This is a genomic window from Micromonospora sp. NPDC002296 (assembly GCF_040296145.1).
Taxonomy (GTDB): Bacteria; Actinomycetota; Actinomycetes; order Mycobacteriales; family Micromonosporaceae; genus Micromonospora.
Genome location: NZ_JBEOWQ010000004.1, coordinates 34,240 through 52,004, shown reverse-complemented (window position 1 = coordinate 52,004; position 17,765 = coordinate 34,240). Strand labels below are relative to the sequence as shown.

General features: G+C 72.3%; 19 protein-coding genes. 8 read left to right on the top strand and 11 right to left on the bottom strand.

Annotated elements, in window-relative coordinates; genetic code table 11:
* Positions 1-169: 169 nt before the first annotated feature.
* From ABT023_RS04750 to ABT023_RS04735, 4 genes are all read left to right on the top strand, one after another.
* Positions 170-904 carry a Type 1 glutamine amidotransferase-like domain-containing protein gene (locus ABT023_RS04750; protein ID WP_350881735.1) on the top strand — a complete coding sequence of 245 codons (735 nt, stop codon included), beginning with the start codon at positions 170-172 and terminating at the stop codon, positions 902-904.
* Positions 905-943: 39 nt separating this feature from the next.
* Entirely contained in the window at positions 944-2,029 is a 1,086-nt protein-coding gene (ychF, locus tag ABT023_RS04745) for a redox-regulated ATPase YchF (RefSeq protein ID WP_350881733.1), read from the top strand.
* Between the two features lie 433 nt (positions 2,030-2,462).
* Entirely contained in the window at positions 2,463-3,089 is a 627-nt protein-coding gene (locus ABT023_RS04740; RefSeq protein WP_350881731.1) for a histidine phosphatase family protein, read from the top strand.
* Positions 3,090-3,096: 7 nt separating this feature from the next.
* Positions 3,097-3,993 (top strand): alpha/beta hydrolase, encoded by an 897-nt coding sequence (locus tag ABT023_RS04735; protein ID WP_350881729.1) that lies wholly within the window; start codon positions 3,097-3,099, stop codon positions 3,991-3,993.
* A 321-nt stretch (positions 3,994-4,314) separates the two neighbouring features.
* Here the strand turns inward: ABT023_RS04735 and ABT023_RS04730 are convergent, their stop codons facing one another.
* Positions 4,315-5,034, bottom strand: coding sequence for a SanA/YdcF family protein (locus tag ABT023_RS04730; RefSeq protein ID WP_350881727.1), 720 nt, complete (start codon positions 5,032-5,034; stop codon positions 4,315-4,317).
* A 107-nt stretch (positions 5,035-5,141) separates the two neighbouring features.
* Between ABT023_RS04730 and ABT023_RS04725 the strand changes: the two genes are divergently transcribed.
* Positions 5,142-5,753: a hypothetical protein gene (locus ABT023_RS04725; protein ID WP_350881725.1), complete on the top strand. Its 612-nt coding sequence runs from the start codon at positions 5,142-5,144 to the stop codon at positions 5,751-5,753.
* A 31-nt stretch (positions 5,754-5,784) separates the two neighbouring features.
* On the opposite strand, the gene ABT023_RS04720 is transcribed toward ABT023_RS04725, so the two are convergent.
* On the bottom strand, positions 5,785-6,198 hold the full coding sequence (locus ABT023_RS04720) for a GntR family transcriptional regulator (protein ID WP_350881723.1): 414 nt from the start codon (positions 6,196-6,198) through the stop codon (positions 5,785-5,787).
* A gap of 237 nt (positions 6,199-6,435) precedes the next feature.
* Here ABT023_RS04720 and ABT023_RS04715 point away from each other — a divergent pair, with 237 nt between their 5' ends.
* Together ABT023_RS04715 and ABT023_RS04710 are read left to right on the top strand one after the other, a co-directional pair.
* Positions 6,436-6,666, top strand: a complete 231-nt coding sequence (locus ABT023_RS04715) for a DivIVA domain-containing protein (protein ID WP_350881721.1) — start codon at positions 6,436-6,438, stop codon at positions 6,664-6,666.
* A complete protein-coding gene (locus ABT023_RS04710) occupies positions 6,666-6,923 on the top strand; it encodes a hypothetical protein (protein WP_350881719.1) in 258 nt (85 codons plus the stop codon). The genes ABT023_RS04715 and ABT023_RS04710 overlap by 1 nt, the downstream gene beginning before the upstream one ends.
* A 93-nt stretch (positions 6,924-7,016) precedes the next feature.
* On the opposite strand, the gene ABT023_RS04705 is transcribed toward ABT023_RS04710, so the two are convergent.
* The 4 genes from ABT023_RS04705 to ABT023_RS04690 all read right to left on the bottom strand — a co-directional run bounded on the left by ABT023_RS04705 (position 7,017) and on the right by ABT023_RS04690 (position 9,874).
* Positions 7,017-7,226 (bottom strand): hypothetical protein, encoded by a 210-nt coding sequence (locus ABT023_RS04705; protein WP_350881717.1) that lies wholly within the window; start codon positions 7,224-7,226, stop codon positions 7,017-7,019.
* A 1,028-nt stretch (positions 7,227-8,254) separates the two neighbouring features.
* Positions 8,255-8,617: a PH domain-containing protein gene (locus tag ABT023_RS04700; RefSeq protein WP_350881715.1), complete on the bottom strand. Its 363-nt coding sequence runs from the start codon at positions 8,615-8,617 to the stop codon at positions 8,255-8,257.
* 127 nt (positions 8,618-8,744) lie between these two features.
* Positions 8,745-9,479 (bottom strand): class I SAM-dependent DNA methyltransferase, encoded by a 735-nt coding sequence (locus tag ABT023_RS04695; RefSeq protein ID WP_350881713.1) that lies wholly within the window; start codon positions 9,477-9,479, stop codon positions 8,745-8,747.
* A gap of 86 nt (positions 9,480-9,565) precedes the next feature.
* Positions 9,566-9,874: a 4a-hydroxytetrahydrobiopterin dehydratase gene (locus tag ABT023_RS04690; protein WP_350881711.1), complete on the bottom strand. Its 309-nt coding sequence runs from the start codon at positions 9,872-9,874 to the stop codon at positions 9,566-9,568.
* A 183-nt stretch (positions 9,875-10,057) separates the two neighbouring features.
* On the opposite strand from ABT023_RS04690, the gene ABT023_RS04685 reads away from it, so the two are divergent.
* Positions 10,058-10,498 carry a (deoxy)nucleoside triphosphate pyrophosphohydrolase gene (locus ABT023_RS04685; protein ID WP_350881709.1) on the top strand — a complete coding sequence of 147 codons (441 nt, stop codon included), beginning with the start codon at positions 10,058-10,060 and terminating at the stop codon, positions 10,496-10,498.
* A 79-nt stretch (positions 10,499-10,577) separates the two neighbouring features.
* On the opposite strand, the gene ABT023_RS04680 is transcribed toward ABT023_RS04685, so the two are convergent.
* From ABT023_RS04680 to ABT023_RS04660, 5 genes are all read right to left on the bottom strand, one after another.
* The gene (locus ABT023_RS04680) at positions 10,578-11,642 is read right to left on the bottom strand and encodes a succinate dehydrogenase/fumarate reductase iron-sulfur subunit (RefSeq protein WP_350881707.1); all 1,065 of its coding nucleotides are present in this window, start codon (positions 11,640-11,642) and stop codon (positions 10,578-10,580) included.
* Entirely contained in the window at positions 11,642-13,573 is a 1,932-nt protein-coding gene (locus tag ABT023_RS04675) for a fumarate reductase/succinate dehydrogenase flavoprotein subunit (protein ID WP_350881705.1), read from the bottom strand. The genes ABT023_RS04680 and ABT023_RS04675 overlap by 1 nt, the downstream gene beginning before the upstream one ends.
* Positions 13,574-13,583: 10 nt before the next feature.
* Positions 13,584-14,390 (bottom strand): succinate dehydrogenase subunit SdhC, encoded by an 807-nt coding sequence (sdhC, locus tag ABT023_RS04670; protein ID WP_350881703.1) that lies wholly within the window; start codon positions 14,388-14,390, stop codon positions 13,584-13,586.
* 285 nt (positions 14,391-14,675) lie between these two features.
* Positions 14,676-16,163 (bottom strand): TldD/PmbA family protein, encoded by a 1,488-nt coding sequence (locus tag ABT023_RS04665; RefSeq protein ID WP_350881701.1) that lies wholly within the window; start codon positions 16,161-16,163, stop codon positions 14,676-14,678.
* 156 nt (positions 16,164-16,319) lie between these two features.
* Entirely contained in the window at positions 16,320-17,756 is a 1,437-nt protein-coding gene (locus tag ABT023_RS04660) for a TldD/PmbA family protein (protein ID WP_350881699.1), read from the bottom strand.
* Between the last annotated feature and the right edge of the window lie 9 nt (positions 17,757-17,765).

Below are 17,765 nucleotides of genomic sequence, written 5' to 3'. Positions count from 1 at the left end.
CGAGCTGTCCGGGGCCACCGGCCGTGAGCTGCCCACCGGGGAACGACCCGGGACCGCACGCGGCCCGGCGGGCTCCGGGCCGGGCGCCGGGGAGCGACGCCTGCTGGCCGGCTGACCCGGTGCGGGGTGGGGCACAATGCCGGGGCAGAACCCTGAGGAGAGGACCGCCGTGCCCGCCAGCGAGCCGACCATCGTCGCCACCAGCATGGGCTTCTTCAGCCGCCGTCGAGGCCCGAACGACCTGCGCCCCGGGCCGGTGTTCGAGCTGGCCGCCGAGCTGGCCCAGGCCGGCCCCGAGCCGCGACTGTGCTACCTCGGCCAGGCCGTCGGCGACCGGGACGCCTCGATCGCCGCCGTTCACGCGGCGTTCGCCGGCACCCGGTTCCGGGCGTCGCACCTGGCGCTGTTCCCCATGCCGAACGTGGACGACCTCCGGGCCCACCTGCTCGCCCAGGACGTGATCTGGGTCGGCGGCGGCAGCGTGGCCAACCTGTGCGCGGTGTGGCGGGTGCACGGCCTCGACGAGATCCTGCACGAGTGCTGGCAGGCCGGGGTGGTGCTGGCCGGGGTCTCCGCCGGCTCGATCTGCTGGCACCTCGGCGGCGCCACCGACAGCTTCGGCCCCCGGCTGCGCGGCTTCACCGACGGCCTGGGCTGGCTGCCGTACGGCAACGGGGTGCACTACGACAGCGAGGACCAGCGGCGACCGCTGATGCACTCGCTGGTCGCCGACGGCACGCTCCCGACCAGCCACTGCACCGACGACGGGGTCGGGCTGGTCTACCGGGGCACCCGGCTCGTCGAGGCGGTCGCCGACCGCGAGGGCGTCGCGGCGTACGAGGTCGCCCGGTCCGGGGACGGCGGGGTCCGGGAGACCCGGATCGAGCCGCGTCTGCTGAGCTGACCGCAGACGGCCGGTGCCGGCCGCGTAGACTGGCCGCCCGTGAGCCTCACCATCGGGATCGTCGGCCTGCCCAACGTCGGCAAGAGCACCTTGTTCAACGCGCTGACCAAGAACGACGTGCTCGCGGCGAACTACCCGTTCGCCACGATCGAGCCCAACGTCGGCGTCGTCGGGCTGCCGGACGAGCGGCTGAACAAGCTGGCCGAGATCTTCTCCTCGCAGAAGGTGCTGCCGGCGCCGGTGTCGTTCGTCGACATCGCCGGCCTGGTCCGGGGCGCCTCCAAGGGGCAGGGCCGGGGCAACGCGTTCCTGGCGAACATCCGCGACGCGTCCGCGATCTGCCAGGTGGTGCGGGCCTTCTCCGACCCGAACGTGGTGCACGTCGACGGCAAGGTCTCCCCGGCCGACGACATCGAGACGATCAACACCGAGCTGATCCTGGCCGACCTCCAGACCCTGGACAAGGCGCTGCCCCGGCTGGAGAAGGAGGCCAAGCTCCGCAAGGACCGGGCCGCCGCCGTGGCCGCCGCGAAGCAGGCCGTCGAGGTCCTCGACGGCGGCACCACGCTGTACGCGGGCGCCGCCGCCGCGAAGATCGAGCTGGAGCACCTCCGCGAGCTGCACCTGCTCACCACCAAGCCCTTCCTGTACGTCTTCAACGTCGACGAGGCCGAGCTGGCCAACGCCGAGTTCCTCGACGAGTTGCGCGCCCTGGTCGCCCCGGCCGAGGCCGTCTTCATGGACGCCAAGATCGAGTCCGAGCTGGTGGACCTGCCCGAGGAGGAGGCCCGCGAGCTGCTGGAGTCGATCGGTCAGGCCGAGCCCGGCCTTAACCAGCTCGTCCGGATCGGCTTCCGCACGCTCGGGCTCCAGACGTACCTGACGGCGGGGCCGAAGGAGTCGCGGGCCTGGACCGTCCCGGTCGGGGCGACCGCCCCGGAGGCCGCGGGGGTCATCCACTCCGACTTCCAGCGCGGCTTCATCAAGGCCGAGGTGGTCTCCTTCGACGACCTGGTCGCGGCCGGATCGATGGCGGCGGCGAAGGCGGCCGGCAAGGTCCGCATTGAGGGCAAGGAGTACGTCATGCAGGACGGCGACGTCGTGGAGTTCCGCTTCAACGTGTAGTCCGGTCGCGGTCGACGTCTGAGCTTCAGGCCGGGCCCTCGCGCCGTGCCGAGCATCCGGCCCAGCGCCCAGGTGGCCGGACATCTGGCGGCCGAGGTACGCCATCTCGCTGCTCGGGGAGGAGCACGAGGCGGCCCACCGTTCCATGCCGATGGCGAACCACCGGTGGACGAGCGCGACCAGGCCCCCGACCCAGAGCAGCGTCAGGAGCCCGACGACGGGACCGCTGTGCCGGGCGGGCGGGGAGGAGGTGGAGGACGCCATGGTGCCCAGCCTGAACCGGAACGCCTCCAAGGGCATCAGCCGGCGTACTCAGCCGACGAGCCGGGCTTCGGCGTCGTCGGGGCCGCCGGCCGGCCCGCTTCGATGTCCGACTCCGACCGATACGCATTCGTTGATCGACAGGTCAGCGAACTCGCTGCATGATGACCTGATGCGAACTCGGCTGCTCTTCGTCCGACACGGTGAGTCGGTACACCAGGTCGAGGGGGTGGTGGGCGGCCCGCACGGCTGCCGGGGACTGACCGAGGTGGGCCACCAGCAGGCGGGCAGGCTGGCCGGGCGGCTCGCCGACGAACTCGCGGTCTCCGGCCCCGTGGCCGTCTACTCCTCCGTGCTGCGCCGGGCGGTCGAGACCGCCTGGCCCATCGCCTCGGCGCTGGGCGTCAGCCCGGTGGCGGACTGCGGGCTGTGCGCCTGGCACACGCCGCCGTACGCCGACGGGCTGTCGACGACCCGGTTCCAGACCGACCACGCGACGGCGGGCGGTGGGGTGTTCCGGCCGTTCGAGGAGGGCAACGAGACCTGGGCGGAGCTGATCGTAAGGGTCAGCCGCGCGATCATGGACATCGCGCACCGGCACCGGGGGGGCACCGTCGTGCTGGTCGGGCACACCGAGACGGTCGAGGGCTCCTTCCACGCCCTCGCCGCCCAGCCGATGTTCAGGGCGTTCGACGTGGCGGTGGCCCCGGCCTCGACCACTGAGTGGACCACCGACGACGACCCCACCGGCTGGCCGCCGGCCCGGTGGACCCTGCGCCGCTTCAGCGACGTCTCCTGACGGGGGCATGGTGGAGCTTGAGTTCGATGGCGGCGGGGTGCGGTTGGCGGCCACGCTGGACCTGCCGGTCGGCCCGGTCCGGGGCGGGATCGTGGTCCTGCACGCGGCCGAGGCCGGGCACCGGTCGTACTTCTGCTACGAGCACCTGGCCCGGCTGCTGCCCGGCGCGGGGATCGCGGTGCTGCGCTTCGACCGCAGGCCCCGGGTGGACGGCCACGACGTTCCGCTGGCCGACCAGGCCGCCGACGCGGCGGCGGCCGTCGGTGTCCTGCGTCGGCAGGTCGGCGACGTGCCGGTCGGGCTGTGGGGGCTGAGCCAGGGCGCGTGGGCGGCCCCGCTGACCGCCGCGCTCCGTCCGGACCTGGTCGCCTTCCTCGTGCTCGTCTCCTCCAGCGGGGTCAGCCCCGCCGCCCAGATGCGCTACGGCACCGCCGAGCAGCTCCGCCTGCACGGCTACGGCGACGTCGACCTGACCGAACTGGGCCGGGTGCGGGCCACCATGGAGACGTACCTGCGGGGCGACCTTGACCGCGCGACCGCGCAGGCGGCCATCGACCGGGCCGCCGAGCGCCCCTGGTTTCCGCTGGTCCACCTGCCGCGCGAGCTGCCCGACGAGCCGGGCACCTGGCGGGACATGGACTTCGACCCGGTTCCGGTGTTCGCCCGGGTGACCTGCCCGGTGCTGCTCTTCTACGGTACGACTGACGCGTGGGTCCCGATCGACGCCAGCGTCGCCGCCTGGCGGCGGGCCACCGCCGGAGCCGCCACCCCGCCCACCGTCTGCCGGCTCGACGGCTGCGACCACTTTCCCACCCTCGGCGAGGGCGCGGACCTCGACAGCATCAGCCCGCAGTACGCCGCCACGATGTTGAGCTGGCTCGACGCCCTGCTGCCCGCCGGTTAGGGCGTGTTTCGAGGTGCGGGAGACGCACGGCCACGTCTCCGGCGGCAGGCAAGCGCCACCGCCCCCAACCGGAAACCGACCGCTGCCCTGACGGCGAGCGGAGACCTACCAGCTCAGGAGCCTTCTGGGCCGGGCGGCCTACCGGGAGAGCCGGGCGGCCTACCGGGAGCCACCGGGGATCGCCCAGGAGTGCAAGATCGTGCTCGATCCCGGAAGGTGTGGCCTCCTACCCGCAACGAGGCCACACCTTCCCTGATCGAGCACGATCTTGTTCCCCGATGCAGCCCGATCCACCGCGTCCGGCGGATCCGGCGGCCGGGGTCAGGTGCGGCGCAGCGCGTCCTCGACGCCGGTCTCCCGGCTGCCGAGGTGGGCCGGGTCGCGGCCGGACAGCAGGTCGACGGCGGCCTTCACGCAGGCGCCGTACTCGCGGGTGGAGCTGATCCGCCACGTCCGGTCGTACTCGCGGGCGGTCTCGTCGCCGACGCCGCTGGCGTCGACGCCGAGCTGCCGGCACACCGCCACGGCGCGGGGCAGGTGGAAGGACTGGGTCACCACCGTCGCCCGATCCACCCCGAAGATCCGCTTCGCGCGGGCGCACGAGTCGTACGTGTCGAAGCCGGCGTAGTCCAGCACCACCCGCTCCGCCGGCACGCCCTGGTCGAGCAGCCAGCGCCGCATCGCGGTCGGCTCGTCGTAGTCCGGGTTCATGTTGTCGCCGGAGAGCAGGACGGCGCGTACCTTGCCGGCGGCGAGCAGCCGCCGCGCGATCTCCAGGCGGGCGGTGAGGAACGGCGATGGGGTCCCGTCGGGGTGGACCTTGGTGCCCAGCACCAGGGCGACCGGCGCGTCGGGGACGTCCTGCTCGGCGAAGATGTGCCCTTCCGCGCCGCCGCGGATCCACTGCACGCTGGCCACGGTGCCACCGGTCAAAAGCGCCGCGAAGACGACGGCAGCGACGACGGCACGGCGCAGACAGCGCGTACGCCTGCCGTCGGCCGGGCGCAGCCAACGGATCAGAGTGGAGAGTCGGACGCGCATGGGGCAAGTATCCCAGGGCCGCCCGACAACTGATCTTGCCTGCCGATCGTGCCCGGCTGCCGCCGACCCGCGCCTGCCAGGTTGCCGCAGAGCGGCACCATGACGAGGTGGATCAGGGCGCGCGATTCCAGCGGAAGACCGCCGCGCTGCGTCGTACCTGCCTGGCGTGGGGCGTGTTCGGGGTGGCGGTCTGGGTGGCGGCGCAGGCGAGAGAGGCCAAGTCCGGCTACCACTGGCCCGCCACGGTCTCGTTCTACGAGCCCCTGGCGTACCTCATGGTGCTGCTCGCCGGGGCGGCGTGGGTGTCGCTGCTGTGGCCGTTCCGGCTCGACGTCGGCGCGGACGGTCTGACCGTCCTCGCGAGGGGGTCCACCACCGTCCTGCCGTGGGCGTCGGTCGAGTCGATCACCGTCGTCAAGGTCGGGGACGGCTGGGGGAATCCGCCCCTGGAGATCCGGCTGGCTCCTGGGACGCGGCTGGGGGGACGCTGGGCCACCAGGAAGAACGGCCGTCGCGTCTACACCCTGCTGGACCTGGACGACTTCACGGTCCCGCCGGAGGAGGTGCTCGCCGTGCTCCAGCGGTACGGGGGAAGCCGGATCGACGCGGAGGACTACCTCCGCCACCGCCACGGCAAACGGATGGTCGCCGCGTGGCTCGCCGACCCGTCCGTGTTCGACCGCTACCGGCCCTCGGACTCCGACGAGGGTGATCGCTGATCCACCCCGTGGCGGCGGTGCCGCCGGCGGGTCAGGACGGTGGGCGGGTCAGCTCGACCTCGTCGCCGGGCAGGACCTCCACGTCGCCCTCCGGGCCGCGCACCTCAAGGACCGGTACGCCCTCGTCGAGTTGCATGGCCCGGCGCTCATTCACGCTGGGTACCCGCGCGATCACGGAAGCTCCCGGCGGCAACTCCACCCGCCGCCGCTCCGGTGCCGCGCGGACGTAGCTGCCGTGTCCGCGCACCGTGACGACGAGTCCTTCGGAGCGCAGCAGCGAGATCGCCATCCGGACCGCCTCGCGGCCGATCCCGTACTCCTGGGTCAGCCGCGCCTCGCTCGGCAGTGCGGAACCGGGTGCCAGCTCGTCGGATTCGATCCGTTGCCGAAGAAGTTCGGCGAGCTGCACATAGACCGGCGTGTGCGAGCGCGGATCGATAGTCATGGCAAAGAGCCTTGTTCCCCCATGGCCCAGACTGGTTGTGCCCCTGTGCCCCGAGGCATATAGTCGCAGCTACGCTCAGTGCTCGACAGGAAACGTTCGGATGGTCCCCTGGTTGGTCGGACCTGTCCCGTGGCGGAGGGGTGGTTCATGGTGCGGGGTTTCTTTAGATGGTCTGGCGGGCCGGGGCGGCCGTCGTGGAGGCGTGGGGCGTCGCCCTGCCCGCGCTCCTCGACATTCGTGTCGCTGCTGCCCTGGCAGGTGCGGACGCAGCGGTTCCGGTCGGCCCGGTTCGGCCGGCGTGGCCTGGACCCGGGGGAGGTGCGGGCGTTCCTGGACCGGCTGGCCACCGAGTTGGCCGTCCACCACGACGTGCTGCGGGCGTCCCGGCTGGAGACGGCGCGGCTCGGCTCCGAGTTGCGGCGGCTGCGGGCCGAGCTGGCTCGCCGCCCCAACGCGGGCCGGCGCTGATGGCGGCCCGGGGGCGGTTCGTCATCCACCTGCCGGTGCTCGCCCCGGACCTGGTCGGCGCGGTGCGGCTCGCCCGCGTGGTGGCACGCTGGGCGGGCGTGCTCTCCTCGGCGGACCCGGGGGAGACCACCGTGTCGGCCGAGGACGAGCAGGGCGTACGGCATCGGGTCTTCTGCGACGTGCGCCTGCCGGGCGGTCGGCGCTGCCTGCTCCGGGCCGACCACGACGGCCCCTGCACCCGCCGCCCGAGCCGCTGACCCTCGGCGAACGGGTGCGCTGGCGGCCAGGCCGGCAACAGCCAGCCAGCCAACCAGGCGGGCGGCCGGCGGGGGGTCGGGCCGCGCCCCCGGTCAGCCCTGGGGGGTCTGCCCGCGCTGCCACACCTCGCCCTGGGTGCCGTGCCGCTCGGCCGCGTACCGCTCCTGGGTGCTGGCCGCCTCCCGGGCCGCCGCCGAGTCCTCCGGTGTGGACTGCCGCCGCCGGTCCCGCCAGGCGACCACGACGAACGCGGCCACGGCCAGCGCCAGGGCCGATCCGAAGATAACCATCACTGTCGTCATGTCCCCGACGGTAGGACGATCGGGCGAGGGTCGCCGACCCGTGCGTGGCCTGGTGGTAGCCGGGGCGTCGCGCTCGGTAGCGGTGGGGGAATGGTGGGGCGTAGTGTCATCGACACCTTTTCGCAGTCGAGGTTAGGACGCGCGATGCCAGTTCCGCAGCGGACGGGCAGGGTTCGACGGTTCTTCTGCCGGCTCAGGCTGCACATCCCGTCCGAGTTCACCGACTCCGGCGACCCGTGTCGCCACGAGCGGCGGTGCCGGCACTGCGGGCAGTTCTTCTCCGCCGAGGTGATACACACGTACGGCCGGGCCCGTAGTGCGACGGATCCCTGCGAGCGGATTGCCGACTGCGTCCGGTGCGGGCACGAGTCGAGGTGGCGCCAGCACAACCGGACTCGTTCCGTGCTGGTGGCTGATCTGCCCGCACCCCAGCGACGGTTTCATTCTCCCGAGCCCTGCGACTACGCACAGGTCTGCGAGGTCTGTGACGAGGTGACCCAGGTTCGGACCGAGCACGACTGGGACCGGGATGAGTGGGGCGGCAGGTGTCGCGTATGCCGGGAACTGTGGCTCGACGACGAGGCTTAGGGCGATCGTCGACCGACATCGCGTTCAGGTTTGTTCCCTGCGCGGGTGGGCCCCGGCGAACCCCTGACGTGGCCTGGGCCCGTACGAGGAGTGCGCACGAGCCCCACGATCGCGCTGGATCGTGCAGGACCCGGGAACAAGATCGTGCTCGATCAGGGAAAGTGTGGTCTCGTTGCGGGGAGGAGGCCACACTTTCCGGGATCGTGCACGATCTTGCACGCCTGGCCGATCGCCGGCCGTTCCCGGGAGGCTGCTCGGCCCCGGAACGCTCCGGAACTGGTAGATGTCCGCTCATCGTCAGGGCAGCAGTCGGTTTCGGTTGATGGCGCACGCGCTTGCCTGCCGCCGAAGACGTGGCCGTGCGTCTCCCGTAGGGCCTGGGGCGACCGTCGACAGGCTCTGCTCCTGACCCTCACCGGTGCTCTCCGCCCAGTGGGGGATCAGGAGATGTAGTGCAGGATGACGTTGTGTACGTGGTGGCTCTTCTCCGAGCCCCGGAACTCGACCTCGTACGTGTGCGTGCCGACGTGGATCGCGATCGCGCCGGTGGAGAAGAACGACCCGCCCCACGACTTGTTGCTCACCACGCTCACGCTGGTGATCTTCGAGTACGGGATGCTGGTGATCGCGTACCGCTTGCCGACGAAGGACCGGTCCTGGATGATCACGCGCCGGTCGGTGAGGCCGATGAACCCGGTGCCGGTGCCCACGGCGTCGTAGACAGCGATGATTTTCTCACCGTCGAGGAGGCCGCTCTGGATCTGCTGGAACTGCTCCTTGCGGTCGTACGTCGCGTTGGCCATGCGTCCCACGGTAGGCAGGTCGCGCCAGCCGCCCTGCCGCCGTCAGTCGCCCCCGCCCTCCACCGACTTCTGCGCCGCGCCCGCCGCCCGGGCCAACCGATTTCGACCCCGGTCGGCCCCGCCGCGCCTACTTCCGGGCGACGACGACCAGTTCCCCGTCACCCTCGCCCACGGCCTGCCCGTCCCAGCCGCCGTGCACCCGCTCGACGGTGAAGCCGGCGTCACGCAGGGACCCGCGCAACTCCGCCTCGCTGCGGAAGCGCAGGGTCGCCGAGCTGAGCCGCTCCTCGCCGCCCGGGAACACGTAGTGGTGGGTGAAGCTGACCGTCCGGTCGCGGACCCCGGTCACCTCCGTCCAGGCCCGCACCGTCCGGCCGCCCGGCAGGCGGACCGGCCGGGACGAGTCGGTCGGGTTCCATCGCTCCCACCGCCGCGCCGCCGGGTCACGAGAGTCGAACGCCAGCCGGCCGCCGGGCGCGAGCGCCCGCGCCAGGTCGGCGAGGGTACGGTCCCACTCCTCGTCGGTCACGAAGACCTGCGCCACATGGCTGGTCATGACGGTCACGTCGTACGCCCCGGCGGGTAGTCCGACGGACGTCCCCTCGACCCAGGTGACCCGGTCCGCGCCGGGCCTGCGCCGCGCCGCCGCGAGGGCGGGGCCGGCCGGGTCCACGCCGGTGACGGTGTGCCCGGCGGCGGCCAGGGCGACGGTGAGCCGGCCGGTGCCGCAGCCCAGGTCGAGCACGCGGGCGGCCGGGGTGTCGCCCACCAGCGACAGGAAGAAGTCGTCGTCGGGGCCCCAGGTGCACTCGGCGTCGTAGACCGGTACCAGCAGAGGATCGAGGAACTCGCCGTGCCGCACCGGGGAATGGTAGCGGCGGGACATGGGCGCGACGGAGCACCGCTACCCTTGCACCGTTCGGGGGGAGCAGAGGCCCCAGGAAGCTCTCAGGCGCTGGTGACGGCCCGGTACACGTCCTCGATGCGGGCCGCCAGCAGGACCTCGCCCTCGGTGAGCGGCTCGCCGTCGCCGTGCCCGACCCGGATCTGGGTCCGGTCGTCCCGGCGGCTGATCTCGGGCCGCAGGTGCAGGGCGTCGGCGACCACCTTGACCCGCTCGGTGAGCGCGGCGTGCTGGGTGTCGTTTATCACCAGCGTGCGCCGGAGCTGCTCGCCCTCCCGGGTCCATCCGGTCAACAGGGCCAGTGCGTCGCTCAGGTAGTCGTGCTTCGTCCGCCCCCTGAACAGCACGCGCATCACCGCACCTCCCAGGCGTCGTTGCCGGCTTGTGGCCAAATCGTCGCCGTCCCGTGTCTATGCCGGTGGCTCAAGTCTGTCGTCCGGACGAGGGTGTGTCCACGCCCACACTTCCTACTTCTACTGGCCTGGCGGACGGTCACGGTACCCAAACCGCCGATTGATCTGGCACCCTGGACGCCCGTGCAGACCGAACGGGCCAGCGAGGGCGGACAGACCGAACGACAGGAACCAAAGGTGATCGTCGGTGCGGCGATCATCGCGGACGGGCGGGTGCTCGCCTGCGCCCGGTCCGCCCCGCCCGAGGTCGCCGGAATGTGGGAGTTCCCGGGCGGCAAGGTCGAGCCGGGGGAGAGCGAGACCGCCGCGCTGGTCCGCGAGTGCGCCGAGGAACTGGCCGTACGCGTGGCGGTCGGCGACCGGGTCGGCCGCAACGTGCGGATGGCCCACGGCCGCTCCGTGCTCAAGGTGTACGCCGCCAGCCTGCTGCACGGCGACCAGCCGCAGGCCCTGGAACACTCCGCCCTGCGCTGGCTGTCCGCCCACGAACTCGACTCGGTCACCTGGCTCCCCGCCGACGCCCCGATCGTTGCCGCCCTGCGCCCGCTGCTCGCCGCCGACTGACCGGCGGAAGCGGGCGTACGGGCGAGATGCGGACGGGGGCCGCCGGCGTGTGCCGTGGCCCCCGTCCGTGTCGCCGTGCTCAGTGCTTGTCCTGCTCCGGGTGGGCGAAGTTCAGGTGCTCCGGGGGCAGCGGGAACGTCACGTCGTCGCCGAACGGCGACGGCGCGGCGGCCCGGTCGAAGGTGAGCTCCGTCAGCGGGAGCCTGCCGTTGTCGTCCACGGCCGGGGCGGTCGGCCTCGGCACCTCGCGGTGCCAGTTGACGCCGGCCTGGGCCTGGGCCTCGGCTGCCGGGTCGTGCGAGTCGCCGGCGTGCGAGTGCACCCCGCCGTGTGCGGCGTGGGAGTGCACCGCATCGCCGTGCTTCGCGCTGGTCACGAAGGTCTGAGGCACCTGACCCCTCCGAAAGATCTTGTTACCGAGCCACACAAGGGGATCGTACCTGCGGTCGACGACCCGTTCCTTCATGGGGATGATCGCGTTGTCCGTGATCTTGATGTGCTCGGGACAGACCTCGGTGCAGCACTTGGTGATGTTGCAGAAGCCGAGCCCCTGCTCCGCCTGCGTGTACTCCCTGCGGTCGGTCCGCGCGTCGAGCGGGTGCATGTCCAGCTCGGCGGCCCGGATGAAGTACCGGGGGCCGGCGAAGGCGTGCTTGTTCTCGTCGTGGTCCCGGATCACGTGGCAGGTGTTCTGGCACAGGAAGCACTCGATGCACTTGCGGAACTCCTGCGAGCGCTCGACGTCCACCTGCTGCATCCGGTAGTCGCCCGGGGCCACCCCGGCCGGCGGTGCGAACGCCGGGGTCTCCCGAGCCTTCTCGTAGTTGAACGAGACGTCGGTGACCAGGTCCCGGATGATCGGGAAGGTGCGCAGCGGGGTGACCGTGACGGTCTCGGTCTCCTCGAAGGTCGACATCCGGGTCATGCAGCCCAGCTTGGGCATCCCGTTGATCTCCATGGAGCAGGAGCCGCACTTGCCGGCCTTGCAGTTCCACCGGCAGGCCAGGTCCGGCGCGTCGGTGGCCTGGAGCCGGTGGATGATGTCGAGGACCACCTCGCCCTCGTTGACCTCGACCTGGTAGTCCTGCAGGTCGCCGCCGCTCTCGTCGCCGCGCCAGACCCTGAAGTGACGCTTGGTGCCCATCAGTTCCCCGCCTCCTCGGCGTCGGCGTCCGAGACGAGGGCGTCGAAGTCTGCCAGCTCCTCGTCGGTCAGGTACTTGGCCAGTTCCGCGCGGTCGAAGAGGCCGATCAGCTCCGACCGCATCCTCGGCAGCGGCTTGTGGGTCAGCCGCACGGCGTCGCCGTTCAACGAGCAGACCAGGTTCACCCGCCGCCACATCGGGTCCATCGCCGGGAAGTCCTCCCGGGTGTGCCCGCCGCGCGACTCCTGCCGCTCCAGCGCCGCCTTCGCGGTGCACTCCGAGACCACCAGCATGTTGCGCAGGTCCAGCGCCAGGTGCCAGCCCGGGTTGTAGCGCCGGCCGCCCACCGCGCTGACCTTCGCGACCCGCTCGCGCAGCTCGGCCAGCCGCCCCAGCGCGTCGGCCAGCTCGCCCTCACGCCGGATGATGCCGACCAGGTCGCCCATCACCGCCTGAAGGTCCTGCTGGAGGTGGTAGGGGCTTTCCCCGGTGTCGCGCTGCAACGGCGCGAGCGCCGTCTCCACCGCGGCCTCCACCGCGCTGATCGCCACCTTCGGGCGCGCGGTGAGCTGATCGGTGTACGACGCGGCGTGGCCGCCCGCCCGCTTGCCGAAGACCAGCAGGTCGGACAGCGAGTTGCCGCCGAGGCGGTTCGACCCGTGCATGCCGCCGGAGACCTCACCCGCGGCGAACAGCCCGCGCACGCTGCCGAATGCGGCCCCGGAGTCCGGGTCCACCTCGACGCCGCCCATCACGTAGTGACAGGTCGGGCCGACCTCCATCGGCTCCTTGGTGATGTCGACGTCGGCCAGCTCCTTGAACTGGTGGTACATCGACGGCAGACGGCGGCGGATCTCCTCGGCCGAGCGCCGGGAGGCGATGTCCAGGTAGACGCCGCCGGCCGGCGTACCCCGACCGGCCTTGACCTCGCTGTTGATCGCCCGGGCGACCTCGTCGCGGGGCAGCAGCTCCGGCGGGCGCCGGTTGTTGTCCGGGTCGGTGTACCAGCGGTCCGCCTCCTCCTCGGTCTCCGCGTACTGCTTGCGGAAGACGTCGGGGACGTAGTCGAACATGAACCGCTTGCCGTCGGAGTTCTTCAGCACGCCGCCGTCGCCGCGCACCGACTCGGTGACCAGGATGCCCTTCACCGAGGGCGGCCAGACCATGCCGGTCGGGTGGAACTGGAGGAACTCCATGTTGATCAGCGTCGCCCCGGCGCGCAGCGCCAGCGCGTGCCCGTCCCCGGTGTACTCCCAGGAGTTCGAGGTGACCTTGTACGACCGGCCGACGCCGCCCGTGGCCAGCACCACCGCCGGGGCCTCGAACAGGATGAACTCGCCGGACTCCCGGTAGTAGCCGAACGCCCCGGCGACCTTCTCGCCGTCGAGCAGCAGCTCGGTGATGGTGGTCTCGTCGAACACCTTGATCCGGGCGTCGTACGAGCCCAGTTCCGCCTTGTCCTCCTGCTGAAGGGAGACGATCTTCTGCTGGAGGGTACGGATCAGCTCCAGGCCGGTCCGGTCGCCGACGTGCGCCAGTCGCGGGTACTCGTGGCCGCCGAAGTTGCGCTGGGAGATCTTCCCGTCCTTGGTGCGGTCGAAGAGCGCCCCGTACGTCTCCAGCTCCCAGATCCGCTGCGGCGACTCCTTCGCGTGCAACTCGGCCATCCGGAAGTTGTTGAGGAACTTGCCGCCGCGCATGGTGTCGCGGAAGTGCACCTGCCAGTTGTCCCGGCTGTTCACGTTGCCCATGGCGGCGGCGGCGCCGCCCTCGGCCATCACCGTGTGCGCCTTGCCGAACAGCGACTTCGAGATGATCGCGGTCTTCTTGCCGGCGAGCCGGGCCTCGATCGCCGCGCGCAGGCCGGCGCCGCCGGCTCCGATCACGACGACGTCGTAGTGGTGTCGTTCGATGCGATTCGTGGTGGTCATGTCAGGCCCTCTAGTTGATGAACCGCAGGTCGTTGAACCAGCCGGCCGCGACCGCCATGACGTAGAAGTCGGTCAGCGCCAGGGTGCCGAGGGTGATCCAGGCGAGCTGCATGTGCCGGACGTTCAGCCAGGACACGCCGGTCCAGGCCTTGTACCGCACCGGGTGCTTGGAGAAGTGCTTGAGCCGCCCGCCGATGATGTGCCGGCAGGAGTGGCAGGAGATCGTGTACGCCCAGAGCATGATCACGTTGACCAGCAGGACGATGTTGCCCAGCCCGAAGCCGAAGCCATCGGGCGAGTGGAAGGCCAGGATCGCGTCCCAGGTGTTGATCAGCGAGATGATCGCGGCGGCGTAGAAGAAGTAGCGGTGCAGGTTCTGGCCGAGCAGCGGGAACCGGGTCTCGCCGGAGTAGGTCTGGTGCCCGTCCGGGACCGCACAGGCCGGCGGCGACAGCCAGAACGACCGGTAGTACGCCTTGCGGTAGTAGTAGCAGGTGAGCCGGAACAGCAGCAGGAACGGCAGGGTCAGCGCCGCGTCCGGGATGATCCACCAGCCGGGCAGGAAGCGCCCGAAGTGCGAGGCCCCCTCGACACATCGTTCCGTGACGCAGGGGGAGTAGAACGGGGTCAGGTAGTGGTACTGCTCCACCCAGTACCACTTGTGCATGAAGACCCGGACCGTCGCGTACGCGATCCAGGCGCTGAGCCCGACGACGGTGATCAGTGGGGCTATCCACCAGCGGTCGGTCCGCAACGTCTTCGCCGCTATGGCTGCGCGTGCTCGCGCGCCCCGCGGCCTCGTTGCCGTTGATGTCATTCGAGTCGTCTCCCTGACGGGGCCCTGACGGGCGGCATCATGTTCCGGCCGGCACGCGGACCGGCGAACCTCGTACCCGCTGCCACGTCACGCGCAAGCCAACGACCGCACCGGTGTACCGGCGCAGCTAAATGACACACGTTACGCCGATCTCCGCTGGCCGTCCGCGCAAGGGAGCGTCCTGGGTGTCCGGTCCCCCGAAAAGCCCTCGCAACACGCTCGATATCCGGGGGTCAAGAACCTCACCGCGCCGGTCGGCCGGGACCGGCCGGTCGCGGCGTGGACTCAGCCGGAGGCGCCGCCGGTGAAGTTCCAGGCGGCCAGCCGCAGGGCCGGAGCGTCCCACCAGACGCCGTCGACCCGGTCCGGCTGCCGGACCGGGCGGCGGCCGATCCCGAGCACCGCGCCGGGCCCCAGCGCCCTGGGGTACGACTCGGTGAAGCGGAAGTCCCGTACCGCCCGGACCGGCACACCGCCCTCCACCAGCCAGACCCCGTTGCGGGTCAGCCCGGTGATCACCAGGCTCTTGGTGTCCAGCACCCGGGTGTACCAGAGGTCGCTGACCAGTAGGCCACGTTCCATCCCGGCGACCAGGGCGGCGGTCTCGGCGTCGAGCACCGGCCCGCCCGGCGTTTCCGGCCCGTCCAGTGGCCCGCCCGGCGTCTCCGCCCCGCCCGGCGGCCCGCCGCCGGTCGCAGTGGCACCCGCCACAGGGGTGCCCGTTCCCCGGGTGGCCCCGGCGGTGGACACCCCGCCGACGCCGGTGAGCCGTAGGTTGCCGGGGGTCGGGCCGAAGGTGGTCGCCCCCGGCTCCGCGTGCCCGGTGGAGCCCGCGCCGGCCTGCGCGCCGCTGCGCCGGTCGTGCGCCACGGCGACCGTGGTGCCCGCGTCCACCAGGGTCAGCGCCCGCCGGCCGGTGCCCTCGGCGTCGAACGGCAGACCGGAGCCGCCGAGCGGGTCGTCGACGAGCGTCACCGCCGGGTCGAACTGGGCGACGCCCGGCTCGACGAACGACTGCCGCTCGGCGAACCGCTTGCCGTTGAAGCCCCACATGGCGAAGTTGTGCAGCAGGTCGGCCACGGCGGCCGGCTCCAGCACCACCTCGTACCGGCCCGGCGGCAGCTCGACCGGGTCCACGGCGGCGCGGGCCTTCGTGGCGGCCCGGAACCCCAGCGCCGCCCCGTCGAGATCGGCGAGCCGGTCCGCGCAGAGCCGGGCCACCCCGTCCGCCGCGCCGGCCCGGGCGATGCCGTCCATCGCAGCCTCGGCCGCGCTGCCCTGCGCCGAATGGCCGGCCGAGTTGGCGAACGCCGCCGCCCGGTAGGCGGTGCGGCAGTAGCCGGCGGCCTCCAGCCCGCCGACGGCGGCCACGAACGCGCGCACCCGCTCGGCCCGCTCGTCGGGCTCGGCGAACGCGGTGGCCTCGTCCCACGCCGGGACGGCCGGCACCGACACGGGTGGGGTCAGCCCCGGCCAGGCCGGGTCGGGCGGGCAGAGCCGGGCCGCGGCCAGGGTCCGCTCGACCAGGGCGGCCAGCCCGTCCGGGGTGACCACGCTGCCGCTGCCGGCGGCCGTGCGCCCGTCGGCGTGCAGCCGCAGCCGCACCCCGACGCCCGACTCGGCCACGTTCTGGTGGATGAAGGAGTTGGCGAACCGGGTCAGCGCCAGCTCGGACCGGGTGACCACCACCTCGGCCTCGGCCCCCGGCCCGCCCAGCCGGCGGACCAGCTCGACCACCCGGCCGGCGAGGTCGAGCGCGTACCGCTCGCTCATGCGGTCACCTCGCTTCGCTCGGCGTCCGCGTGAGGCCTCACCGCACTGCGACCAGTGATTCGCTCGCTGCGCTCGCTCATGCGGTCACCTCGCTTCGCTCGGCGTCCGCATGAGGCCTCACCGCACTGCGACCAGTGATTCGCTCGCTGCGCTCGCTCATGCGGTCACCCCCACTCGGACGTTGCGGAATCGGGCCGGCGCGGCGGGGTGGCCGGTGTGGCCGGTCTGGCCGGGCTGGCCCTTGCCGCAGTTCGGCGTGCCCCACGCGACGGTCTCCGAGGAGAGCATGTCCATCGAGCGCCAGAACAGCGGCCCGATGCCGGTGTAGGTGGGGTTGCGCAGCATCCGCCCCCGCCGGCCCCGCTTCACCTCCCAGCCGATCTCGCAGCCGAACTGGAAGTTGAGCCGCTTGTCGTCGATGGACCAGGAGCGGTTGACGTCCATCAGGACGCCGTCGTCGGTGGCCGCGACGATCTCGTCGAGGGTGTGCGGGCCGGGCTCCAGGCCCACATTGGTCATCCGCACCATCGGCAGTCGGGCCCAGCCGTCGGCCCGTACGCTGCCGCCGTGGTCCAGGCCGGCGACGGCGGCCGAGTCCCGGCCGGCGAGCACCCCGACCCACCGGCCCTCGCGCACCGCGTCCCGCCGCACCGCCGGGGAGCCCTCGTCGTCGAAGCCGAAGCTGCCCAGCGCGCCGGGGATGGTCGGGTCGATGGTGACGTTCATCAGCTCGGAGCCGTAGCGCAGCGAGCCGAGCCGGGCCAGTTCCAGCCAGGACGTGCCGGCGAAGGCGGCCTCCCAGCCGAGGATGCGGTCCAGCTCGATGGCGTGCCCGACCGACTCGTGGATCTGCAACGCGAGCTGCTCGCCGCCGAGGATCAGGTCGGTCTCGCCGACCGGGCACTGCGGGGCGGTGAGCAGCGCCCGGCTCTCCTCGGCGATCCGGGCGGCGTGCGCGGCCAGGTCGAGCGAGGTGACCAGCTCCCAGCCGGTGGTGCCGTACTGGCCCCGGTAGCTCGGGTACGACCGGCGCTGCGTCTCGCCGTCGCCGATCGAGGTGGCCGAGATGCCGCCGCCGCACTCGCGGATGTGCTGGTCGATGCGGTGGCCCTCGCTGGAGACGAACCACTTCGTGGTGTCCCAGACCTGGTAGAGCCCCTCGGCCACGTCCGCGCCGTGGGCGGCCATCGTCGCTGTCGCGCCGACCAGCAGGTCGCCCTTGTCGGACAGGGCCACCCCGAGCGGGTCCACCTCACACCGCGAGGACCAGCTCGCGACGGTCGGCTCGGCCGGCACCAGGTCGATCGGCGGGCCGGGGACCCGCGCGCTCGCGGCGGCGATCCGCACGGCCCGCCGGCCGGCGTCGCGGGCCGCCGCGTCGGACAGGTCGGGCACGGCGTGGAAGCCCCAGCTCGACCCGACCAGCGCCCGGACGCCCAGCCCGAGGCTCTCGTCCTGGGTCAGCTCCTCGACGTCGCCGTTGCGGGCGGACATCGACTCGTACCGGCGGTGCATCACCCGGGCGTCGGCGTACCGGGCCCCCGCGTCCAGGGCGGCCTGCACGGCCGCGGACGCCGCGTCGAATCCGGTCATGGCCCGACC

What these genes read in the sequence shown, in the direction of transcription:
- ABT023_RS04740 (WP_350881731.1), top strand. Translation starts at nt 2,463, where the DNA reads ATGCGAACTCGGCTGCTCTTCGTCCGACACGGTGAGTCGGTACACCAG.
- ABT023_RS04735 (WP_350881729.1), top strand. Translation starts at nt 3,097, where the DNA reads ATGGTGGAGCTTGAGTTCGATGGCGGCGGGGTGCGGTTGGCGGCCACG.
- ABT023_RS04730 (WP_350881727.1), bottom strand. Translation starts at nt 5,034, where the DNA reads ATGCGCGTCCGACTCTCCACTCTGATCCGTTGGCTGCGCCCGGCCGAC.
- ABT023_RS04720 (WP_350881723.1), bottom strand. Translation starts at nt 6,198, where the DNA reads ATGACTATCGATCCGCGCTCGCACACGCCGGTCTATGTGCAGCTCGCC.
- ABT023_RS04710 (WP_350881719.1), top strand. Translation starts at nt 6,666, where the DNA reads ATGGCGGCCCGGGGGCGGTTCGTCATCCACCTGCCGGTGCTCGCCCCG.
- ABT023_RS04705 (WP_350881717.1), bottom strand. Translation starts at nt 7,226, where the DNA reads ATGACGACAGTGATGGTTATCTTCGGATCGGCCCTGGCGCTGGCCGTG.
- ABT023_RS04700 (WP_350881715.1), bottom strand. Translation starts at nt 8,617, where the DNA reads ATGGCCAACGCGACGTACGACCGCAAGGAGCAGTTCCAGCAGATCCAG.
- ABT023_RS04690 (WP_350881711.1), bottom strand. Translation starts at nt 9,874, where the DNA reads ATGCGCGTGCTGTTCAGGGGGCGGACGAAGCACGACTACCTGAGCGAC.
- ABT023_RS04680 (WP_350881707.1), bottom strand. Translation starts at nt 11,642, where the DNA reads ATGGGCACCAAGCGTCACTTCAGGGTCTGGCGCGGCGACGAGAGCGGC.
- ABT023_RS04675 (WP_350881705.1), bottom strand. Translation starts at nt 13,573, where the DNA reads ATGACCACCACGAATCGCATCGAACGACACCACTACGACGTCGTCGTG.
- sdhC (WP_350881703.1), bottom strand. Translation starts at nt 14,390, where the DNA reads ATGACATCAACGGCAACGAGGCCGCGGGGCGCGCGAGCACGCGCAGCC.
- ABT023_RS04665 (WP_350881701.1), bottom strand. Translation starts at nt 16,163, where the DNA reads ATGAGCGAGCGGTACGCGCTCGACCTCGCCGGCCGGGTGGTCGAGCTG.
- ABT023_RS04660 (WP_350881699.1), bottom strand. Translation starts at nt 17,756, where the DNA reads ATGACCGGATTCGACGCGGCGTCCGCGGCCGTGCAGGCCGCCCTGGAC.